Annotated in this window: 19 protein-coding genes; 14 read left to right on the forward strand and 5 right to left on the reverse strand. The window is 62.1% G+C overall.

Translation table 11 applies throughout. The features are described from left to right. Positions 1 to 137: 137 nt before the first annotated feature. Both ACQZ2L_RS16090 and ACQZ2L_RS16095 read left to right on the forward strand, forming a co-directional pair. Positions 138 to 809, forward strand: a complete 672-nt coding sequence (locus ACQZ2L_RS16090) for a response regulator (RefSeq protein WP_101321899.1) — start codon at positions 138 to 140, stop codon at positions 807 to 809. Beyond that, a complete protein-coding gene (locus ACQZ2L_RS16095; RefSeq protein WP_430326942.1) occupies positions 802 to 2,181 on the forward strand; it encodes a sensor histidine kinase in 1,380 nt (459 codons plus the stop codon). Before ACQZ2L_RS16090 ends, ACQZ2L_RS16095 begins: the two co-directional genes overlap by 8 nt. Before the next feature lie 174 nt (positions 2,182 to 2,355). On the opposite strand, the gene ACQZ2L_RS16100 is transcribed toward ACQZ2L_RS16095, so the two are convergent. Both ACQZ2L_RS16100 and ACQZ2L_RS16105 read right to left on the reverse strand, forming a co-directional pair. After that, positions 2,356 to 3,162 (reverse strand): HDOD domain-containing protein, encoded by an 807-nt coding sequence (locus ACQZ2L_RS16100; protein ID WP_430326943.1) that lies wholly within the window; start codon positions 3,160 to 3,162, stop codon positions 2,356 to 2,358. A gap of 51 nt (positions 3,163 to 3,213) precedes the next feature. After that, on the reverse strand, positions 3,214 to 4,155 hold the full coding sequence (locus ACQZ2L_RS16105) for a YgfZ/GcvT domain-containing protein (RefSeq protein ID WP_430326944.1): 942 nt from the start codon (positions 4,153 to 4,155) through the stop codon (positions 3,214 to 3,216). A 133-nt stretch (positions 4,156 to 4,288) separates the two neighbouring features. Between ACQZ2L_RS16105 and ACQZ2L_RS16110 the strand changes: the two genes are divergently transcribed. Continuing rightward, positions 4,289 to 4,543: a succinate dehydrogenase assembly factor 2 gene (locus tag ACQZ2L_RS16110; protein ID WP_101321895.1), complete on the forward strand. Its 255-nt coding sequence runs from the start codon at positions 4,289 to 4,291 to the stop codon at positions 4,541 to 4,543. After that, on the forward strand, positions 4,527 to 4,976 hold the full coding sequence (locus ACQZ2L_RS16115) for a protein YgfX (RefSeq protein WP_430326945.1): 450 nt from the start codon (positions 4,527 to 4,529) through the stop codon (positions 4,974 to 4,976). The genes ACQZ2L_RS16110 and ACQZ2L_RS16115 overlap by 17 nt, the downstream gene beginning before the upstream one ends. 6 nt (positions 4,977 to 4,982) lie before the next feature. Here the strand turns inward: ACQZ2L_RS16115 and nadB are convergent, their stop codons facing one another. Further along, complete coding sequence (nadB, locus tag ACQZ2L_RS16120; protein WP_430326946.1) at positions 4,983 to 6,587, reverse strand: L-aspartate oxidase; 1,605 nt, start codon at positions 6,585 to 6,587, stop codon at positions 4,983 to 4,985. Positions 6,588 to 7,025: 438 nt separating this feature from the next. On the opposite strand from nadB, the gene rpoE reads away from it, so the two are divergent. The 10 genes from rpoE to pdxJ all read left to right on the forward strand — a co-directional run bounded on the left by rpoE (position 7,026) and on the right by pdxJ (position 16,944). Next, entirely contained in the window at positions 7,026 to 7,607 is a 582-nt protein-coding gene (rpoE, locus tag ACQZ2L_RS16125) for an RNA polymerase sigma factor RpoE (protein ID WP_011535354.1), read from the forward strand. Between the two features lie 31 nt (positions 7,608 to 7,638). Beyond that, positions 7,639 to 8,229 (forward strand): RseA family anti-sigma factor, encoded by a 591-nt coding sequence (locus ACQZ2L_RS16130; protein WP_101321888.1) that lies wholly within the window; start codon positions 7,639 to 7,641, stop codon positions 8,227 to 8,229. Positions 8,230 to 8,241: 12 nt separating this feature from the next. Then, positions 8,242 to 9,207 (forward strand): MucB/RseB C-terminal domain-containing protein, encoded by a 966-nt coding sequence (locus ACQZ2L_RS16135; RefSeq protein WP_430326947.1) that lies wholly within the window; start codon positions 8,242 to 8,244, stop codon positions 9,205 to 9,207. A 202-nt stretch (positions 9,208 to 9,409) separates the two neighbouring features. Next, entirely contained in the window at positions 9,410 to 10,810 is a 1,401-nt protein-coding gene (locus ACQZ2L_RS16140) for a DegQ family serine endoprotease (protein WP_430327019.1), read from the forward strand. A gap of 192 nt (positions 10,811 to 11,002) precedes the next feature. Then, positions 11,003 to 12,802: a translation elongation factor 4 gene (gene lepA, locus ACQZ2L_RS16145; RefSeq protein WP_103438390.1), complete on the forward strand. Its 1,800-nt coding sequence runs from the start codon at positions 11,003 to 11,005 to the stop codon at positions 12,800 to 12,802. 5 nt (positions 12,803 to 12,807) lie between these two features. Beyond that, the gene (gene lepB / locus ACQZ2L_RS16150) at positions 12,808 to 13,662 is read left to right on the forward strand and encodes a signal peptidase I (RefSeq protein ID WP_186700786.1); all 855 of its coding nucleotides are present in this window, start codon (positions 12,808 to 12,810) and stop codon (positions 13,660 to 13,662) included. A gap of 176 nt (positions 13,663 to 13,838) precedes the next feature. Then, positions 13,839 to 14,528 (forward strand): ribonuclease III, encoded by a 690-nt coding sequence (rnc, locus tag ACQZ2L_RS16155; protein WP_103438388.1) that lies wholly within the window; start codon positions 13,839 to 13,841, stop codon positions 14,526 to 14,528. Continuing rightward, positions 14,521 to 15,423, forward strand: coding sequence for a GTPase Era (gene era / locus ACQZ2L_RS16160; protein WP_101321882.1), 903 nt, complete (start codon positions 14,521 to 14,523; stop codon positions 15,421 to 15,423). Before rnc ends, era begins: the two co-directional genes overlap by 8 nt. 53 nt (positions 15,424 to 15,476) lie before the next feature. Then, positions 15,477 to 16,160 (forward strand): DNA repair protein RecO, encoded by a 684-nt coding sequence (gene recO / locus ACQZ2L_RS16165; RefSeq protein WP_314877429.1) that lies wholly within the window; start codon positions 15,477 to 15,479, stop codon positions 16,158 to 16,160. A gap of 61 nt (positions 16,161 to 16,221) precedes the next feature. Continuing rightward, a complete protein-coding gene (gene pdxJ / locus ACQZ2L_RS16170; protein ID WP_430327020.1) occupies positions 16,222 to 16,944 on the forward strand; it encodes a pyridoxine 5'-phosphate synthase in 723 nt (240 codons plus the stop codon). Positions 16,945 to 16,950: 6 nt separating this feature from the next. Here the strand turns inward: pdxJ and ACQZ2L_RS16175 are convergent, their stop codons facing one another. Further along, on the reverse strand, positions 16,951 to 18,336 hold the full coding sequence (locus ACQZ2L_RS16175; RefSeq protein ID WP_430326948.1) for a heavy metal sensor histidine kinase: 1,386 nt from the start codon (positions 18,334 to 18,336) through the stop codon (positions 16,951 to 16,953). Further along, positions 18,333 to 19,007 (reverse strand): heavy metal response regulator transcription factor, encoded by a 675-nt coding sequence (locus tag ACQZ2L_RS16180; RefSeq protein ID WP_430326949.1) that lies wholly within the window; start codon positions 19,005 to 19,007, stop codon positions 18,333 to 18,335. Before ACQZ2L_RS16180 ends, ACQZ2L_RS16175 begins: the two co-directional genes overlap by 4 nt. Positions 19,008 to 19,028 lie beyond the last annotated feature (21 nt).

Genomic DNA, 19,028 nt, shown 5'->3' on the forward strand with positions numbered 1-19,028 from the left:
ATCCGATGCTAGGCCGCCAACCTTTCGCTAACCTTTCAACATGAAAGGTTTGTCATATTGGGGCTTCACAGGTGTGCCGACGGCGGTACACTCCGCGCCAACTAACGCGCCCCCCACCTCACCGAAGGGAGAAACCGATGCGAGTGCTGCTGGTTGAAGATCACCTGCAACTGGCCGAAAGCGTGGCTCAGGCGCTCAAGAGTCAGGGCCTGACTGTGGACGTGCTGCACGACGGCATCGCCGCTGATCTGGCGTTGACCAGTGAGGAATACGCGGTGGCGGTGCTTGATGTCGGCCTGCCGCGGATGGACGGTTTTGAAGTGCTGGCGCGGCTGCGCGGCCGCGGCAAGACACTGCCGGTGTTGATGCTGACTGCCCGCAGTGACGTCAAGGATCGTGTGCACGGGCTCAATCTGGGTGCCGACGATTACCTGGCCAAGCCATTCGAACTGACCGAGCTGGAGGCGCGGGTCAAGGCCCTGCTGCGGCGCAGTGTGCTCGGTGGCGAACGCCAGCAGCGCTGTGGTCCGCTGGTCTACGACCTCGACACCCGTCGTTTCAGCCTGGGTGACGAGCACCTGACCCTGACCTCTCGCGAGCAAAGTGTGCTGCAGGCGATGATTGCCCGGCCCGGGCGAGTGATGAGCAAGGAGCAACTGGCGGCCCAGGTGTTTGGCCTCGACGAAGAAGCCAGCCCTGATGCCATCGAAATCTACGTGCACCGGCTGCGCAAGAAACTCGACGGTCATGCGGTTGCCATCGTCACCTTCCGCGGGCTTGGCTACCTGCTGGAGCATCGTGATGCGTGATGGCGCCAGCCTGCGCGGGCGGCTGCTGGGCAATCTTGCGTTGCTGCTGGTGGTGCTGATGCTGGCCAGCGGCCTGAGCGCCTACTGGAACGGCCGCGAAGCCGCCGACACTGCCTATGACCGTACCCTGCTGGCGTCGGCGCGGACGATTGCTGCGGGCTTGTCCCAGCGCGACGGCACCCTGAGTGCCGATGTGCCCTATGTGGCGCTGGACACCTTCGCCTACGACAGTGCCGGGCGCATCTACTACCAGGTGCTGGACATCAACCAGCGCTTGATCTCGGGCTACGAAAAGCTGCCACCACCACCGCCCGGCACGCCTCGCACTGACGACTATCCGGCCTTGGCGCGTTTCTACAACGCCTCTTACCTGGGCCAGGATGTGCGTGTGGTCAGCCTGCTCAAGGCGGTCAGCGAGCCGAACATGAACGGCATGGCCGAGATTCGCGTGGCCGAGACCGAGGAAGCACGGGTGAGCATGGCCCGCGGGCTGATGGCCGATACCCTGTTGCGGCTTGGCATGCTGGCGCTGGGTGCGCTGGTCATGGTCTGGTTTGCCGTCAGTGCAGCGCTGCGTCCGCTTGAGCGCTTGCGCAGTGCGGTAGAGGAGCGCCAGCCGGACGACCTGCGTGCCTTGCCAACAGTGCAGGTGCAACATGAGCTGGGGCCGTTGGTACGCGCGCTCAATCACTTTACCGAGCGGCTGCGTGCGCAGTTCGAGCGCCAGGCGCAGTTCATCGCCGATGCCGCGCACGAGCTGCGTACGCCGCTGGCAGCGCTCAAGGCGCGGGTCGAGTTGGGCCTGCGCTCGCAGGATCCGCAGGAATGGCGTCAGACCCTTGAGTCGGCTGCCCAGGGCACTGACCGGCTGACCCATTTGGCCAACCAGTTGCTTTCGTTGGCGCGGGTTGAAAACGGCGCGCGGGCGATTGCCGAGGGTGGCGCGCAGCGGCTTGATCTGAGCCAGCTGAGCCGGGAGTTGGGGATGGCCATGGCGCCGTTGGCGCATGCCCGTGGTGTATCGCTGGCGCTGGAAGCTGAGTCACCGGTGTGGCTCAAAGGCGAGCCGACCTTGCTCAACGAGCTGCTCAGCAACCTGATCGATAACGCGCTGGCGCATACGCCGGTTGGCGGCAATGTGATCTTGCGTGTGCTGGCGCCGGCGGTGCTTGAGGTTGAAGATGATGGCCCGGGCATTCCTGAAGCTGAGCGGGAGCGGGTGTTCGAGCGCTTTTACCGGCGTAGTGCGCAGGGCAGTGGGCTGGGCTTGGCGATTGTCGGGGAGATCTGTCGGGCGCATCTGGCCCAGATCAGTTTGCATGACGGTGAGAATGGCGGGCTGAGGGTTAGGGTTAGCTTTATTGCTGACTAGCGGCTGGTCGGGTAAACGGATTGTCGGCTCTGGATTGCCGGGGCCGCTTTGCGGCCCAATCGCGACACAAGGCCGCTCCTACAGAACCGCGCAACCCGCAACGTACGCGGTCACTGTAGGAGCGGCCTTGTGTCGCGATTGGGGCGCGTAGCGGCCCCGGCTGTCTTGGTCCTATCAGCGCAACATGCTCCGCGCTTCAAGCAGCTCGGCAACATCCAGCTCCGTGCCCTGCGGCAAGCGCAGATGCTGATAGGCGGGCAGTGCCGCCAGTGGCCGGCTGCGGCCGCGCTGGCTCAGGCAGCGGGCGATTTGCACCACGTCTATGTAATCGACCTTGTCGGTGCGCCGATCCAGGTCCTGGATTTGCCCAGGCAGTTTGACCAGTTGCTCGGGGAACTCCCAGTCACTGAGGATCTTGTCGCCGAGGACCGGCTGGATCTGCTCGATCACATAGTTCAGGCAGACCGGGTCGGACAGCAACTCGTTGTGCTCTTCGGCATAGATCAGCACCGGCAGCGCGCCGATCTGATGGACCAGGCCACCGAGGGTCGCCTGATCGGGCTTGAGGTCGGTGTAGCGGCGGCACAGTTCATAGCTGATGCCGGCAACTTCGAGGCTGGTGGCCCAGATATCGCGCAACTTTTGCTCCACGGCAGGCGAGCGGGCATGGAAGATCTGCTCGATCACCAGCCCGATCGACAGGTTGCAGCTGTAGTTGATGCCCAGCCGGGTAATCGCTGTGTGCAGATCGGTGACTTCGACGGCGGCGCGCAGCAGGGGGCTGTTGACCACCTTGATCAAGCGCGCAGATAGCGCGGCATCGCGGCCGATCACCCGGCTCAGTGCCGAGACGCTGATCTCGCTGTCTTCAGCAGCCTCGCGGATGCTCAGAGCCACTTCCGGCAAAGTCGGCAGGACCAGGTCGTCATTGGCGATGGCAGTGAGTAATTGCGCCTGGACCATCTCGGCCAGTCTGTTCATTGAGTTTCTCTACCGCAGTGTGGCAGCCCCGCACTGTGCGGGGCAGGCTGGTCAGCGCTGGATTTCCCGGTCGCGGTCCAGTTCGTAAGGCAGGCTCAGCAAGGTCAGACGTGGGCCTTCGAGGCTGAGCAGGTGCAGATTGTCATCTTCTACTGCGTCGGCGCTGAGCACCGCCAGCAATTCGCAGCCTTGTTTGCTGGCAGCTGCCAGCACCACTTCGCCAACCGAAGAGCCGTGTGTGGGCGAAAAGATCTGGCTGCCCGGCGCAGGCACATCCGTAGCGGCCAACGCAAGGCGGTACTGACGGCGTTTGAGCTTGCCCAGGTACTGCATGCGCGCGACGATTTCCTGGCCGGTGTAACAGCCTTTCTTGAAACTCACGCCGCCCACTGCCTGCAGATTGATCATCTGCGGAATGAACAGTTCACGGGTCTGCTCGAAAACCTGGCCAATACCGGCGCGGATCTGGCCCAGCAGCCAGTCGTTGAGGCTGCCTTCGCTGAGCGTAGCAGCGAGTTCCTGCTGCACCTTGCTGGCCTGTTCAGCCGGGACCCACAGTTCAACGCGGCCGGGCGAAACGCGGATAGCGATCAGGCCCTGTTCACGGACCGTTGCGCCATCTGCAGCGGGCACATCCAGGCCAAGTGCGAGCAAGGCCTGCTCGGCGTGCTCCAGCCCAAAGCGGACCCAGTTGGCGCTTTCGTCGGTCAGCGTAGCTTTGGAAAAGACCGCGTATTTTTTCAGGTCGGCCAGCTGCGCGTCGATCAGGCCGCTGGCCATGGCCAGCAGCAGGCCGTTGCCTTCGGGCACGATGCGGAAGCTCGACTGCATACGGCCTTTGACCATGCAGCGCGCGCCGAGGCTCGATTGCTCCTGGCTTAGGTAGTTGAGGTTACAGGTCAGCTGGCCTTGCAGGAACTTGCCAGCGTCGGAGCCGCGAACGGCGAGGATGCCCTCGTGGGCAAGGGGGCAATAGAAAGCAGAGTCGGCCATGGGTCATCGCGGTTGCTTGAGACTGGTAGCCATCATAGAACGCTGGTAACAAAATAGGTAGGTGACTAGACCAACGCCTTGTGCCGCTGTCTGCCTGGCGCGGTATACTCGCCGCCCATTCGAGGAGGGTCCCATGGTCGAACAAACTGAAATCAACCGGCTTTTCTGGCACAGCCGCCGCGGCATGCTGGAGCTCGACGTGCTGCTGGTGCCCTTCACCCAGGAAGTCTACGCCACCCTGAACGAAGCGGACCGCGAGCTTTACGTGCGCTTGCTGGCTTGTGAAGACCAGGACATGTTCGGCTGGTTCATGGAGCGCAGCGAGTCTGAAGACCCTGAGCTGCAGCGCATGGTTCGGATCATTCTGGACCGTGTCCAGCCCAAGTGAGCAGTTCCAGTGTCGTTGGCAGGGCTCACGCCGGCTGCTGACGGCCTATCTGGCGAGTCTGGCGCTGGCATTGCTGGCGCTGTGCCTGAGCGAGCCGCGCTGGTGGCTGCTGCCACTCGTCGCTGGCTGCCTGGGCCACGCCTGTTGGGTCATTCCCCGACGCATCCTGCTTACTCATCCTGACGCCATCACCGGCCTGCGCCGCGACAGCCAAGGCTGGCAGCTGTACAGCCGCAGCCAGGGCTGGCAGGCGGTGCGCCTGCTGCCGGACAGCATGGCCCTGCCGGGGCTGGTGATATTGCGTTTCGTGCGAGCGGGGCGGCGCCTCAGCGAAAGTCAGTGCGTTTGTCCTGACGCACTGGCGCTGGAGCAACACCGGCGCCTGCGCCTGCGTTTGAAGTTCAGTCGCAGGCGCTGGGCGCAGCCTTCCTGAGCCCGCTCAGAGCGGGCTGAGGATGGTATCGCGCGCTTCGGGCAGCATCGCCGGATAGTCTAGGGTGTAGTGCAGGCCGCGGCTTTCCTTGCGCTGCATCGCCGAGCGAATCATCAATTCGGCGACCTGGGCCAGATTGCGCAGCTCGATCAAGTCGCGGCTGACCTTGTAGTTGCTGTAGAACTCGTCGATCTCATCCAGCAGCAGGCGCACGCGGTGTTCAGCCCGTTGCAGGCGCTTGCTGGTGCGCACGATGCCAACGTAGTCCCACATGAAGCGCCGCAGTTCGTCCCAGTTGTGCGCAATGATCACGTCTTCGTCCGAATCGGTAACCTGGCTGGCATCCCAGCAAGGCAACGCCTGCGGCATTTCAACCCGGTCCAGGCTCGCTTCGATGTCGGCAGCCGCCGAGCGGCCATAAACAAAGCACTCCAGCAGCGAGTTGCTGGCCATCCGGTTGGCGCCGTGCAGGCCAGTGAAGCTGGTCTCGCCAATGGCATACAAGCCGGGCACGTCGGTGTGACCGCGATCGTCGACCATCACCCCGCCGCAGGTGTAGTGCGCAGCAGGGACCACCGGAATCGGCTGGCGAGTGATGTCGATGCCGAAGGTCAGGCAGCGCTCGTAGACGGTCGGGAAGTGGCTTTTGATGAACTCGGCTGGCTTGTGGGTGATGTCCAGATAAACGCAGTCCACACCCAGGCGCTTCATTTCGTGGTCGATAGCGCGCGCGACGATATCCCGTGGTGCCAGCTCTTCGCGTGGGTCAAAGCGCGGCATGAAGCGCTCACCATTGGGCAGGCGGAGCAGGGCGCCCTCGCCGCGCAGGGCCTCGGTAACCAGGAAGCTCTTGGCCTGCGGGTGGTACAGGCAGGTCGGGTGAAACTGGTTGAATTCAAGGTTGGCGACCCGGCAGCCCGCGCGCCAGGCCATGGCAATGCCGTCGCCGCAGGCGCCGTCGGGGTTGCTGGTATAGAGGTAGACCTTGGCTGCACCGCCGGTTGCCAGCACGGTGAAGCGTGCGCCAAAGGTATCCACCTCGCCGCTGTTGCGGTCCAGTACGTATGCGCCGAGGCAGCGCTCGCCGTCCAGGCCCAAGCGGCGCTCGGTGATCAGGTCGACGGCGACACGCTGCTCCAGCAGGGCGATGTTGGACCGTTGCCGGGCGCGCTGCAGCAGGGTGGTAAAGATCGCCGCTCCGGTAGCGTCGGCCGCGTGAATGATACGCCGGTGGCTGTGGCCGCCTTCGCGGGTCAGGTGAAATTCGAAGCTGCGCTCATCACCCGGTGGGTGTTCGTCGCGGGTAAATGGCACGCCTTGTTCGATCAGCCACTCGATCGCTTCGCGGCTGTGCTCTACGGTAAACCGCACCGCGTCTTCCGAGCACAGGCCGCCGCCGGCATTGAGGGTGTCCTCGACATGCGACTGCACAGTGTCGGTGTCGTCAAGCACGGCGGCAACGCCGCCCTGGGCCCAAAAGGTCGAGCCATTGGCCAGGTCGCCCTTGCTCAGCACAGCGATGCGCAGGTGATCCGGAAGGTTGAGTGCCAGGCTGAGGCCTGCAGCCCCACTGCCGATCACCAGGACATCGTATTGGAATTGTTTGCTCATGTCGGGGCACTAGTAATCTAGGGGAGGGGAACGGCACAATAGCGATGCGCAGATGGCATTGTGAAACTATCGTGAAAACGTTGCCGGGTTGCCTTTATAGCAGCCCCGGGTGCCTGATTTCCAATGGCGCTTGTCACGCAACGGCGATCTTCCGGGAACTTTCCAGTCTGGCTGGAAATCCTATGAAGGCTACCCATACGCCACGAATGCCAAGGCGACGCATGGCAGTAGCTCGAAATGGGCTGATACCTGCGTAAATCAAGACCAGATCAATGACGCGGCCGGCCGTGACCGTACTGCGTCTTTTTCGTGCGAGCCGACCAGAGGCCGCAGGAAACTTGCTTGGAGGGGAGAACTTTTGCGCAAAGCCCGAGTCTATGTTTGCAAGCCTGAACGGTGGCTGTTGCAATGCTCCTTCAAGTTCACTGAGGAGTATTCATGCTAACCCAGGAAGAGGATCAGCAGCTTGTCGAGCGCGTGCAGCGCGGCGACAGGCGAGCGTTCGATCTGTTGGTGCTGAAGTATCAGCACAAGATTCTCGGGTTGATCGTGCGCTTTGTACACGACACCCATGAAGCCCAGGATGTGGCGCAGGAAGCCTTCATCAAGGCATACCGGGCGCTAGGCAATTTCCGCGGTGACAGCGCGTTTTATACCTGGCTGTACCGCATCGCCATCAACACGGCGAAAAACTATCTGGTGTCCCGCGGTAGAAGGCCACCTGACAGTGATGTGAGCTCCGAGGATGCGGAGTTCTATGACGGCGATCATGGTCTCAAGGATCTCGAGTCCCCAGAACGCTCGTTGTTGCGGGATGAGATCGAAGGTACCGTCCATCGGACCATCCAGCAACTGCCAGAAGATCTGCGCACGGCACTAACTTTGCGCGAATTTGATGGTCTGAGTTACGAGGACATTGCGAGCGTCATGCAATGTCCGGTGGGGACCGTGCGCTCAAGGATTTTCCGCGCTCGGGAGGCCATTGATAAAGCCTTGCAGCCGTTGCTGCAGGAATCCTGAGACAGCGGCTACAGCCAAGAGAGGAACCGCCATGAGTCGTGAAGCTTTGCAGGAATCGCTGTCCGCCGTAATGGACAACGAAGCGGATGAATTGGAGCTGCGTCGTGTTTTGAGCGCCACTGATGACGCCGACACCCGTGCTACCTGGTCGCGTTACCAGGTCGCCCGTGCAGCCATGCACAAGGAACTGCTGCTGCCCAAGCTGGACATCGCTGCGGCGGTTTCTGCTGCACTGGCCGATGAGGCTGTGCCAGCCAAGGTCAAACAAGGCCCTTGGCGCAGCATCGGCCGTCTGGCCGTAGCTGCCTCGGTTACCGTTGCAGTATTGGCCGGCGTGCGTCTGTATAACCAGGACGAAATCACCGGTAGCGAACTGGCCGCGCAGCAGCCTGCTCAGCAAGGTCTGACCATGCCGCAAACGCAAGGTCCGGCAGTTCTGGCTGGCTACAGCGAGAGCAGCGAGCAGACCACCGGGCCGATGGCCAATGGTGTCTTGCAGAGCCAGGAAGGCTGGGACAAGCGTCTGCCGGGCTATCTGAAACAGCACGCTCAGGAATCAGCGCTCAAGGGCACTGAAACCGCACTGCCATACGCCCGCGCCGCTAGCCTGGAAAACCGCTAGTTAAGGAGCATCATGCGCGCGCTACCTCTTCTGTCGCTGCTGGTAGGCAGTTGCATGATGGTGCCAGCGTTGGCAGCCAACTCTTCGCCCCAGGCGAATGAGTGGCTGAACAAGCTGGCACGAGCCGAGCAATCCCAGAGCTACCAGGGTTCGTTCGTTTACGAACGCAACGGCAGCTTCTCTTCCCACGATATCTGGCACCGAGTTGCCAATGGATCGGTCAGCGAGCGGCTGTTGCAGCTCGATGGCACGGCTCAGGAGATCGTGCGCGTGGATGGCCAGGTGAAGTGCGTAAGTGGCGATCTGGTGAGTGGCGTTTCGACGCCGCCCAGCTCTGCACCGCGGGTGCTGGACCCTCTTAAACTGATGAGCTGGTACGACTTGAGCGTTGCCGGCAAATCGCGGGTTGCCGGGCGCGATGCGGTGATCATCACGTTGACCCCCCGTGACCAGCATCGTTACGCCTTCGAACTGCATCTGGACCGCCAGACCGCATTGCCCTTGCGCTCGTTGATGCTCAACGACAAGGGTCAATTGCTCGAGCGTTTTCAGATGACCCGCCTGGATACCACATCGCCAACCGAGCAAGCGATGCGCCCTAGTGATGCGTGCAAACCCGTTGAGCATGCCGTTGCAGCTTCGGCGTTGCCGGCAGTAGGCGGTTGGCGCTCCGATTGGTTGCCGCCAGGTTTCGAGCTGGTCAACAGTTCGGTACGCAGTGATGATTCGCGCAAGACCACGGTCAGCAGTCTGATGTATGACGACGGGCTGACGCGTTTTTCGGTATTTCTGGAGCCGGTCAAGGATGATTCAGGTAACGATACCCGCGTGCAGCTCGGCCCGACCGTGGCTGTCTCGCGCTACCTCAATACCCCCAAGGGCAAGGTCATCGTCACGGTGGTTGGCGAGATCCCGTTGGGTACAGCCGAGCGCGTTGCCTTGTCCATGCGTGCCCAGGATGCCCAGGCCAGCCAGTAGCGGCGCGCCTGCGTTTGCAGCCCTGCACGTAATCGGCTGAAATGAAATTAACGCAATGTCATTTGCAATCCCTTCGTAAATTTTCTATAGGTCAGAGTCCTCGGGGTCTGGCCTTTCCTGCATCTGCAGGGGTCTTAATGCAATTTACGCTCGTTGTGACGGGAGCCGTATGTCAATACCACGCTTGAAACCCTATCTCTCCATGTTCGCCGCCGTGCTGATGCTCGGCCAGGTGCTGACGGCCCAGGCCGAGGAAGCACTGCCGGACTTCACCACGCTGGTCGAGCAGGCTTCGCCGGCAGTGGTGAACATCAGTACCAAGCAGAAACTGCCGGATCGGCGCATCGCTGCCGGGCAGATGCCTGACCTTGAAGGCCTGCCGCCGATGTTCCGTGAATTCTTCGAGCGCAACATGCCGCAGCAGCCGCGTTCGCCGCGCGGCGATCGCCAGCGTGAAGCGCAATCGCTGGGCTCGGGCTTCATCATTTCCAGCGATGGCTATGTGCTAACCAACAACCATGTGGTCGCCGACGCTGACGAGATCATCGTGCGTCTGTCCGACCGCAGCGAGCTGCAGGCCAAGCTGGTCGGCACTGACCCGCGCACCGACGTTGCCTTGCTCAAGGTTGAAGGCAAGGACCTGCCGATCGTCAAACTGGGCGATTCGGAGAAACTCAAAGTCGGCGAATGGGTACTGGCTATCGGCTCGCCATTCGGCTTTGATCACTCGGTAACCAAAGGCATCGTCAGCGCCAAGGGCCGGACCCTGCCTAACGACACCTATGTGCCGTTCATCCAGACCGACGTGGCGATCAACCCGGGTAACTCCGGTGGCCCGCTGTTCAACATGAAAGGCGAAGTGGTCGGCATCAACTCGCAGATCTTCACCCGCTCCGGCGGCTTCATGGGCCTGTCGTTCGCGATCCCGATCGACGTGGCGCTGGATGTCTCCAATCAGCTCAAGAAAGACGGCAAGGTCAACCGCGGCTGGTTGGGTGTGGTGATCCAGGAGGTCAACAAGGACCTGGCTGAGTCGTTCGGTCTGGACAAGCCCGCCGGGGCCCTGGTAGCCCAGGTACTGGAAGACGGCCCAGCCGCCAAAGGTGGTTTGCAGGTCGGTGATGTCATCCTCAGCATGAATGGCCAGCCGATCGTCATGTCGGCCGACCTGCCGCATCTGGTCGGCAGCCTCAAGGATGGCGCCAAGGCCAAGCTGGAAATCATCCGCAACGGCAAGCGGCAGAACCTCGATGTCACCGTCGGCGCCTTGCCTGATGAAGATGCCGATATCACCACACCTGGCCAGGGCGGCGCCGAGCGCAGCAGCAACCGCCTCGGTGTAGCGGTATCGGACCTGACCGCCGAGCAGAAAAAAGCGCTCGAACTCAAAGGCGGCGTAGTCATCAAGGAGGTGCTGGATGGCCCAGCGGCATTGATCGGTCTGCGTCCGGGTGACGTCATCAGCCACCTCAACAACCAGGCCATTGGCTCGGCCAAGGAGTTCACCGAGATCGCCAAGGACCTGCCGAAGAATCGCTCGGTGTCGATGCGGGTGCTGCGCCAGGGGCGCGCCAGCTTCATCACCTTCAAGCTGGCTGAATAAGCACGGCGGCAGGGCAGTAAAGGGCAGCTTCGGCTGCCCTTTTTTGTAAACGGATGAAAATTTCATGGCGGTCTGCCCAGCCACGCGGGATTGCAGCCGATCAGGAATCTCCCACAAGGCTGCGGCTTAAGGTACAATTCCCGGCTATTTTTCAGCGGGCGTCCGGCTCGCAGCCATTTCGAGTAGTGACCCGTGAGTGATTTGAGTCATATCCGCAATTTCTCCATCATCGCCCACATCGACCACGGCAAGTCGACGCTGGCCGACCGTTTCATTCAGATGTGCGGTGGCCTCTCGGCGCGCGAAATGGAAGCCCAAGTGCTCGATTCGATGGATCTCGAGCGCGAGCGCGGCATCACCATCAAAGCCCATAGCGTCACCCTGCATTACAAGGCGCAGGACGGCAAGACCTACCAGCTGAACTTCATCGACACCCCCGGCCACGTCGACTTTACCTATGAAGTCAGCCGGTCGCTGGCCGCCTGTGAAGGCGCATTGCTGGTGGTCGATGCTGGCCAGGGCGTCGAAGCCCAGTCCGTGGCCAACTGCTACACCGCTATCGAGCAGGGCCTTGAGGTCATGCCGGTACTGAACAAGATGGACCTGCCCCAAGCCGATCCAGACCGCGTCAAGGACGAGATCGAGAAGATCATCGGTATCGACGCGGCCGACGCCGTAGCCTGCAGCGCCAAGAGCGGCATGGGCGTGGACGAGGTACTCGAGCGCCTGGTGCAGCAGATCCCGGCGCCAACCGGTGATATCGACGCGCCGCTGCAAGCGCTGATCATCGACTCCTGGTTCGACAACTACCTGGGCGTCGTGTCCCTGGTTCGCGTGCGCCACGGCCGCGTGAAAAAGGGCGACAAGATCCTGGTCAAGTCGACCGGCAAGGTCCACCTGGTCGACAGCGTCGGCGTGTTCACGCCAAAGCACACCCAAACTGCCGACCTCAAGGCAGGCGAAGTAGGCTTCATCATTGCCAGCATCAAGGAAATTCTCGGCGCGCCGGTCGGCGACACCCTGACCTTGAGCTCCACCCCCGAGGTGGAAGTGCTGCCAGGCTTCAAACGTATTCAGCCGCAGGTCTATGCAGGCCTGTTCCCGGTGTCTTCCGATGATTTCGAAGACTTCCGCGACGCGCTGCAAAAGCTGACCCTGAACGACTCGTCGCTGCAGTACGCGCCTGAAAGCTCGGATGCATTGGGCTTTGGCTTCCGTTGCGGCTTCCTCGGCATGCTGCACATGGAAATCATCCAGGAGCGCCTCGAGCGCGAATACGACCTGGACTTGATCACCACGGCGCCGAGCGTAATCTTCGAGATCAAGCTCAAGACCGGTGAAACCATTCACGTCGACAACCCGTCGAAACTGCCGGATGTCTCCGCAGTCGAAGACTTCCGTGAGCCGATCGTGCGCGCCAATATCCTGGTGCCGCAAGAACACCTGGGTAACGTCATTACCCTGTGCATCGAGAAGCGCGGTGTTCAGCGTGACATGCAGTTCCTCGGTACTCAGGTGCAGGTGAGCTACGATCTGCCAATGAACGAAGTGGTACTGGACTTCTTCGACCGTTTGAAGTCGACCAGCCGCGGTTACGCGTCGCTGGACTACCATTTCGATCGTTACCAGTCGGCCAACCTGGTCAAGCTGGACGTGTTGATCAACGGCGACAAGGTTGACGCGCTGGCGCTGATCGTGCACCGCGACAACGCCCACTACAAAGGGCGTGCGTTGACCGAGAAGATGAAAGAACTGATTCCTCGGCAGATGTTCGACGTCGCGATCCAGGCCGCCATCGGCGGGCAGATCGTCGCCCGGACCACTGTCAAGGCGCTCCGAAAGAACGTACTGGCCAAGTGTTATGGCGGCGACGTCAGCCGTAAACGCAAACTGCTTGAAAAGCAGAAAGCCGGTAAGAAACGCATGAAACAGGTCGGTAACGTGGAAATTCCACAAGAAGCCTTCCTCGCCGTGCTCAGGTTGGATAGCTAGGTCCTATGTCGCTAAATTTCCCGCTGTTGCTCGTCATCGCCGTTGCCGTCTGTGGCTTGTTGGCTCTGATCGATCTGCTGTTCCTGGCTCCGCGCCGGCGGGCGGCGATTGCCACTTATCAGGGCAGCGTCAGCCAGCCAGAAATGGCCGTGGTCGAGAAGCTGAACAAGGAGCCGTTGCTGGTTGAGTACGGCAAGTCGTTCTTCCCGGTGCTGTTCATCGTGCTGGTGTTGCGCTCGTTCCTGGTAGAGCCGTTCCAGATTCCTTCCGGGTCGATGAAACCGACGCTGGAAGTGGGCGACTTCATCCTGGTGAACAAGTTCTCCTACGGCATTCGCCTGCCGGTGATCGACAAGAAGGTCATCGAGATCGGTCAGCCGCAGCGGGGCGACGTGATGGTGTTCCGCTACCCGAGCGACCCCAACGTCAACTACATCAAGCGTGTGGTTGGCCTGCCGGGCGATCAGATCGGCTACACCAGCGACAAGCGCCTGTTCGTCAACGGCAAGCAGGTCGCCGAGCAGTTGGTCGGCACCGAGCCAGGCACCCTGGGCAGCGCTGAGCTGTACAAGGAGCAACTGGGCGCGGCCGAGCACATGATCCGCAAGGAAATGAGTCGCTACCGCATGCCGCCTGACCAGCAATGGACGGTACCCGCCGGCCATTACTTCATGATGGGCGACAACCGCGACAACTCCAACGACAGCCGTTTCTGGGATGATCCAAACATTCCCAAGGAACTGCACGGCATGGTTCCGGACCGCAATATCGTCGGCAAGGCGTTTGCAGTCTGGATGAGCTGGCCAGAGCCCAAGCTCAGCCACTTGCCCAACCTGTCGCGAGTCGGCCTTATCCATTGATACCCATCGGCGCTGTCTGCAGACAGCGCCGAATGCTTTTCTGACATAGGCTGTGTACTCAAGGTCGAGAGCGTCTTGAAACACGGGGGCGCTACCAACTGGCAGCGATTCACAGCCACACCGTCTTTTCAGGATGTTGATTTGAACAACGCGTTGAACAACAAACGGGTGGCCGCATGAGTGCTTCCCTTGCACGCCTGGAGCGCAAGCTCGGCTATACCTTCAAGGATCAGGATCAGATGTTGCTGGCCCTGACCCATCGCAGCTATGCCGGGCGCAATAACGAGCGCCTGGAGTTTCTTGGCGACGCCATCCTCAACTTCGTCGCCGGCGAGGCGCTGTTCGAGCGCTTCCCTCAGGCCCGCGAAGGCCAGCTGTCGCGCTTGCGCGCACGCCTGGTCAAAGGTGAAACCCTGGCCCGGCTGGCGCGCGGGTTTGACCTGGGCGAATTTCTCCGGCTGGGTTCAGGTGAGCTGAAAAGCGGTGGTTTTCGCCGTGAGTCGATCCTTGCCGATGCCCTCGAGGCGCTGATTGGCGCCATCTATCTGGATGCCGACATGCAGACCGCGCGCGAGCGCATTCTGGCCTGGCTGACCGATGAGTTCGAGAGCCTGACACTGGTCGACACCAACAAAGACCCGAAAACCCGCTTGCAGGAGTTTCTGCAGTCGCGTGGTTGCGATTTGCCGCGTTATGAAGTGGTCGACATCCAGGGCGAACCTCATTGCCGGACCTTCTTCGTCGAATGCGAAGTGGTCCTGCTGAACAACAAGAGCCGTGGCCAGGGCGTAAGCCGGCGTATTGCCGAGCAAGTCGCCGCCGCCGCTGCACTGATCGCCCTGGGCGTGGAGAATGGTAATGACTGAGAACAACCCAACCCGTTGCGGCTACGTAGCCATTGTCGGTCGCCCCAACGTTGGCAAGTCGACCTTGCTCAACCATATCCTCGGGCAAAAGCTGGCGATCACCTCGCGCAAGCCGCAGACCACCCGCCACAACATGCTCGGGATCAAGACCGAGGGTGACGTGCAGGCGATCTACGTCGATACCCCAGGCATGCACAAGGCCAACGACAAGGCGCTCAACCGCTACATGAACCGCACCGCTTCGGCCGCCCTCAAGGACGTCGACGTGGTCATCTTCGTGGTTGACCGTACCCGCTGGACCGACGAGGACCAACTGGTGCTCGAGCGTGTTCAGTACGTCACCGGCCCGCTGATCATCGCGGTCAACAAAACCGATCGGATGGACGAGAAGGCCGAATTGATCCCGCACCTGAAATGGCTGCAGGAGCAACTGCCGAACGCCGAAGTCGTGCCGATCTCTGCCCAGCAGGGGCATAACCTCGAAGCGCTGGAAGCACTGATCGCCAAGCAGCTGCCGGAGAACGATCACTTCTTCCCGGAAGACCAGATCACCGACCGCAGCAGCCGTTTCCTCGCCGCAGAACTGGTCCGCGAGAAGATCATGCGCCAGCTCGGTGCCGAGCTGCCGTACCAGATCACCGTCGAGATCGAAGAGTTCAAGCAGCAAGGCCATGTGCTGCACATCCATGCCCTGATTCTGGTCGAGCGTGATGGCCAGAAGAAGATCATCATTGGCGACAAGGGCGAGCGTATCAAGCGCATCGGCTCCGACGCGCGCAAGGACATGGAAACGCTGTTCGACGCCAAGGTCATGCTCAACCTCTGGGTCAAGGTCAAAGGCGGGTGGTCCGATGATGAGCGCGCCCTGCGCTCGCTGGGCTACGGCGACCTGTAACACACCCCAACGGCCCGGATTGTTCCGGGCCGTTCTGCATCCGGGCCATCCCCATGGAACAACCTCAAGGTCAGCCGGCGTACGTGCTGCACAGCCGTGCGTACCGCGAGACCAGCGCGCTGGTGGACTTTTTCACGCCGCAAGGTCGCGTGCGGGCTGTGCTGCGCCGGGCGCGGGGCAAGGGCGGCAGCCTGGTGCGCTCGTTCGTGCCATTGGAAGTCGAGCTGCGTGGACGCGGCGAGCTGAAGAACGTCAACCGCCTCGACAGTGCCGGTATTGCTGCCTGGCTCAATGGCGATGCGCTGTTCAGCGGCCTGTATCTGAATGAACTGCTGATGCGCCTGCTGCCGGCCGAGGCACCTTACCCCGCGTTGTTCGAGCACTATGCCCTGACCCTGCAGGCGCTGGGCCAGGGCCGACCATTGGAGCCCTTGCTGCGGGCCTTCGAATGGCGCCTGCTGGAACAGCTCGGTTACGCCTTTGCCCTGGATCACGACGTCAACGCCGAGCCTATCGCCGCCAGTGGTCTGTACCGGCTGCAGGTCGACGCCGGACTTGAGCGGGTCGAGCTGTTCCAGCCCGGTTTGTTCAAGGGCGATGAACTGCTCGCACTGGCTCACGCCGAGTGGGAAGCGCCTGGCGCATTGCTGGCAGCCAAGCGTCTGATGCGCCAGGCCCTGGCCGTCCACCTGGGGCCAAAGCCGCTGGTGAGTCGGGAGTTGTTTCGCAAGCGCTGAGCACGTCGTATGCTGTGCGGCTACACCTTCAGGAGAGCCTTTCGTGACTCAGAGCAACCGCATGCTTCTCGGCGTCAACATCGACCACGTGGCGACCTTGCGCCAGGCCCGCGGCACCCGCTATCCAGATCCGGTCAAGGCCGCGCTGGACGCGGAAGAGGCGGGGGCCGATGGCATCACCGTGCACCTGCGGGAAGACCGCCGGCATATCCAGGAGCGCGACGTGCTGTTGCTCAAGGACGTGCTGCAGACGCGGATGAACTTCGAGATGGGCGTTACCGAAGAGATGATGCTGTTCGCTGAGCACATTCGCCCGGCGCACATCTGCCTGGTCCCGGAAACCCGTCAGGAACTCACCACTGAAGGTGGCCTTGACGTGGCCGGCCAGGAAGCGCGGATCAAGGCCGCCGTCGAGCGCCTGGCCCGCACCGGCGCTGAAGTGTCATTGTTCATCGATGCCGACGAGCGCCAGATCGAAGCTTCGCGGCGGGTCGGCGCGCCGGCCATCGAACTGCACACCGGTCGCTATGCCGATGCGCTGACCCCAACCGAGGTGGCCGATGAACTCAAGCGCATCGCCGACGGCGTCGCGTTTGGCGTCGGCCAGGGCCTGATCGTCAACGCCGGCCACGGCCTGCACTACCATAACGTCGAGGCGGTCGCAGCAATCAAGGGCATCAACGAGCTGAACATCGGCCACGCGCTGGTGGCGCATGCGCTGTTTGTCGGCTTCAAGGCCGCCGTGGCTGAAATGAAAGCGCTGATCCTGCAGGCTTCACGCTGATCGGCGTCACTCGGCACGCAACAGCAAGGTAAACCGGGTCGGCCCCTGCGCCTGGCTGCTGACCTCGACCTGGCCGCCGTGCAGTTGCATGATCGACTGCACGATCGCCAGGCCAAGGCCGGTGCCGCCATCCAGCCGCGAGCGACCGCTGTCGGCGCGGTAGAACCGCTCGAACAGGTGCGGCAGGTGCTCATCGCTGATCCCCGGCCCGTGGTTCTCAACCCATACCCAGGCCTGCTGTGCATGGCGGCCGATGCCAATGGTCACCACGCTGCCCTCGGGGCTGTGCCGTAGCGCATTGCTGAGCAGGTTGGACAAAGCCCGCTGGCACATCAACCGATCGCCCAGCGCGGTGGCCCAGCCGTGACGCCTGATCTCGATATCCTTCACTTCAGCGCTGATGGCAAACAGCTCGCTGACCCGCGCGACTTCGTCTGCCAGCGCCAGCGGCTTGAGTTCGACCTGGGCCTGCGGTTGGCTGACCTGGGCGAGAAACAGCATGTCGTTGATGATGCGGTTGAGCCGAGTCAGTTCTTCGATGCTGTCTTCCAGCACCTCGCGATAGTCGCCGCTGTCGCGTGGGCGGGCGAGGGTCACCTGAGCCTTGCCCATCAGGTTGCTCAGCGGCGTGCGCAGCTCATGCGCGAGGTCGTCGGAGAACTGCGACAACTGGCGCACGCCCAGATCAAGCCGATCCAGCATCACGTTGATCGAGCGCGCGAGGTCGGCCAGTTCCTGCGGCAGGCCGCTGGAGGGCAGTCGATGGTCGAGCGCCTGCGCAGAGACCTGGCCGGCGATCCGGCGAAAACGCCGCAGCGGCTTCAGGCTGCGCTGCACCAGCTTCCACGCACAGGCGCCGATCAGCAACAACAACAACGGCAGGGCCAGCAGGGTCGAACGCAGGTAGGCGTGCAACAGGTCGTGATCGTCGGCGCGATTGAGGGTCATCATTACTCGCACCGGGGTGTCATCGCGCAGCCGCATTGCCTGCGTCACGCTGAGAAATTGCGCGCCGCTGCTGTCCTTCCATTCCTGAAAGGTCTGGCCGCCGCCCCACTGCAGCTCGCGCAGGCGCTGTGACTCCAGGGCCGGGCCGAGGCTGAGCAGGGCTGCATGGCGGCCATTGAGGGCGATCACGCTGAGGCTGAGGTTGTCATGGCCCATGACCAGGTCGAGCAGTGGGTGGGCGCGGGTGGCCAGGTCAGCGCTACGCAGGTCGACCCGCAGGTTGTGTTCTACCTGGAGCATCTTGCGCGCGAGGTCCTTGCGTGCGCGGCTGTCCAGTTCATGGTCGAGGGCAAATACCGCCAGGCAGGCCAGCAGCAGCACCAGCGCGGCGCCCATCAAGGTCACGCTCAGGCCAAGCCGCAGGGACAGGCTGGCAGGTTTCAACGGCGCGCCTCGAGTACGTAGCCAACGCCGCGCAAGGTATGGATCAGCTTGTCTTCGAAGGGGTCGTCGATCTTGGCTCGCAAGCGCCGGATCGAGACCTCGACAACGTTGGTGTCGCAATCGAAGTTCATGTCCCACACCAGTGAGATGATCTGCGTACGCGACAGCACCTCGCCGCTCTGGCGCATCAGCAGGTGCAGCAGCGAGAACTCCTTGGCGGTGAGGTCGATACGCGTGCTGCCACGCCAGGCCCGGTGCCGGCCAGGGTCCAGCTCCAGGTCGGCGACGCGCAATGTGCTCGGCTGCACCTGCTGATCGTTGCGCCGCAACAGGCTACGGATCCGCGCCAGCAGTTCGGGAAACTCGAACGGCTTGAGCAGGTAGTCATCCGCGCCCAGGTCCAGGCCCTTGACCCGGTCAGACAGGCGACCGTGAGCGGTCAGCATCATGATCCGCGTGGCCGACTCGGCGCGTAGCCGTTGCAGTACGGCCCAGCCGTCCAGTTCCGGCAGGTTGACGTCCAGAATGACCAGGTCGTAGGCCTGCTGGCGGGCCATGTGCAGGCCGTCGATGCCAGTGTGTGCGCAGTCAACGACATAGCCGTTTTCGCGCAGGCCCTGCTGCAGGTAATCGGCAGTCCGCCGTTCGTCCTCGATGATCAGTAGGCGCATGCTTGGGCTCAGGCAGAATTC

The organism is Pseudomonas shirazensis (genome assembly GCF_050496565.1).
GTDB lineage: Bacteria > Pseudomonadota > Gammaproteobacteria > Pseudomonadales > Pseudomonadaceae > Aquipseudomonas > Aquipseudomonas shirazensis_A.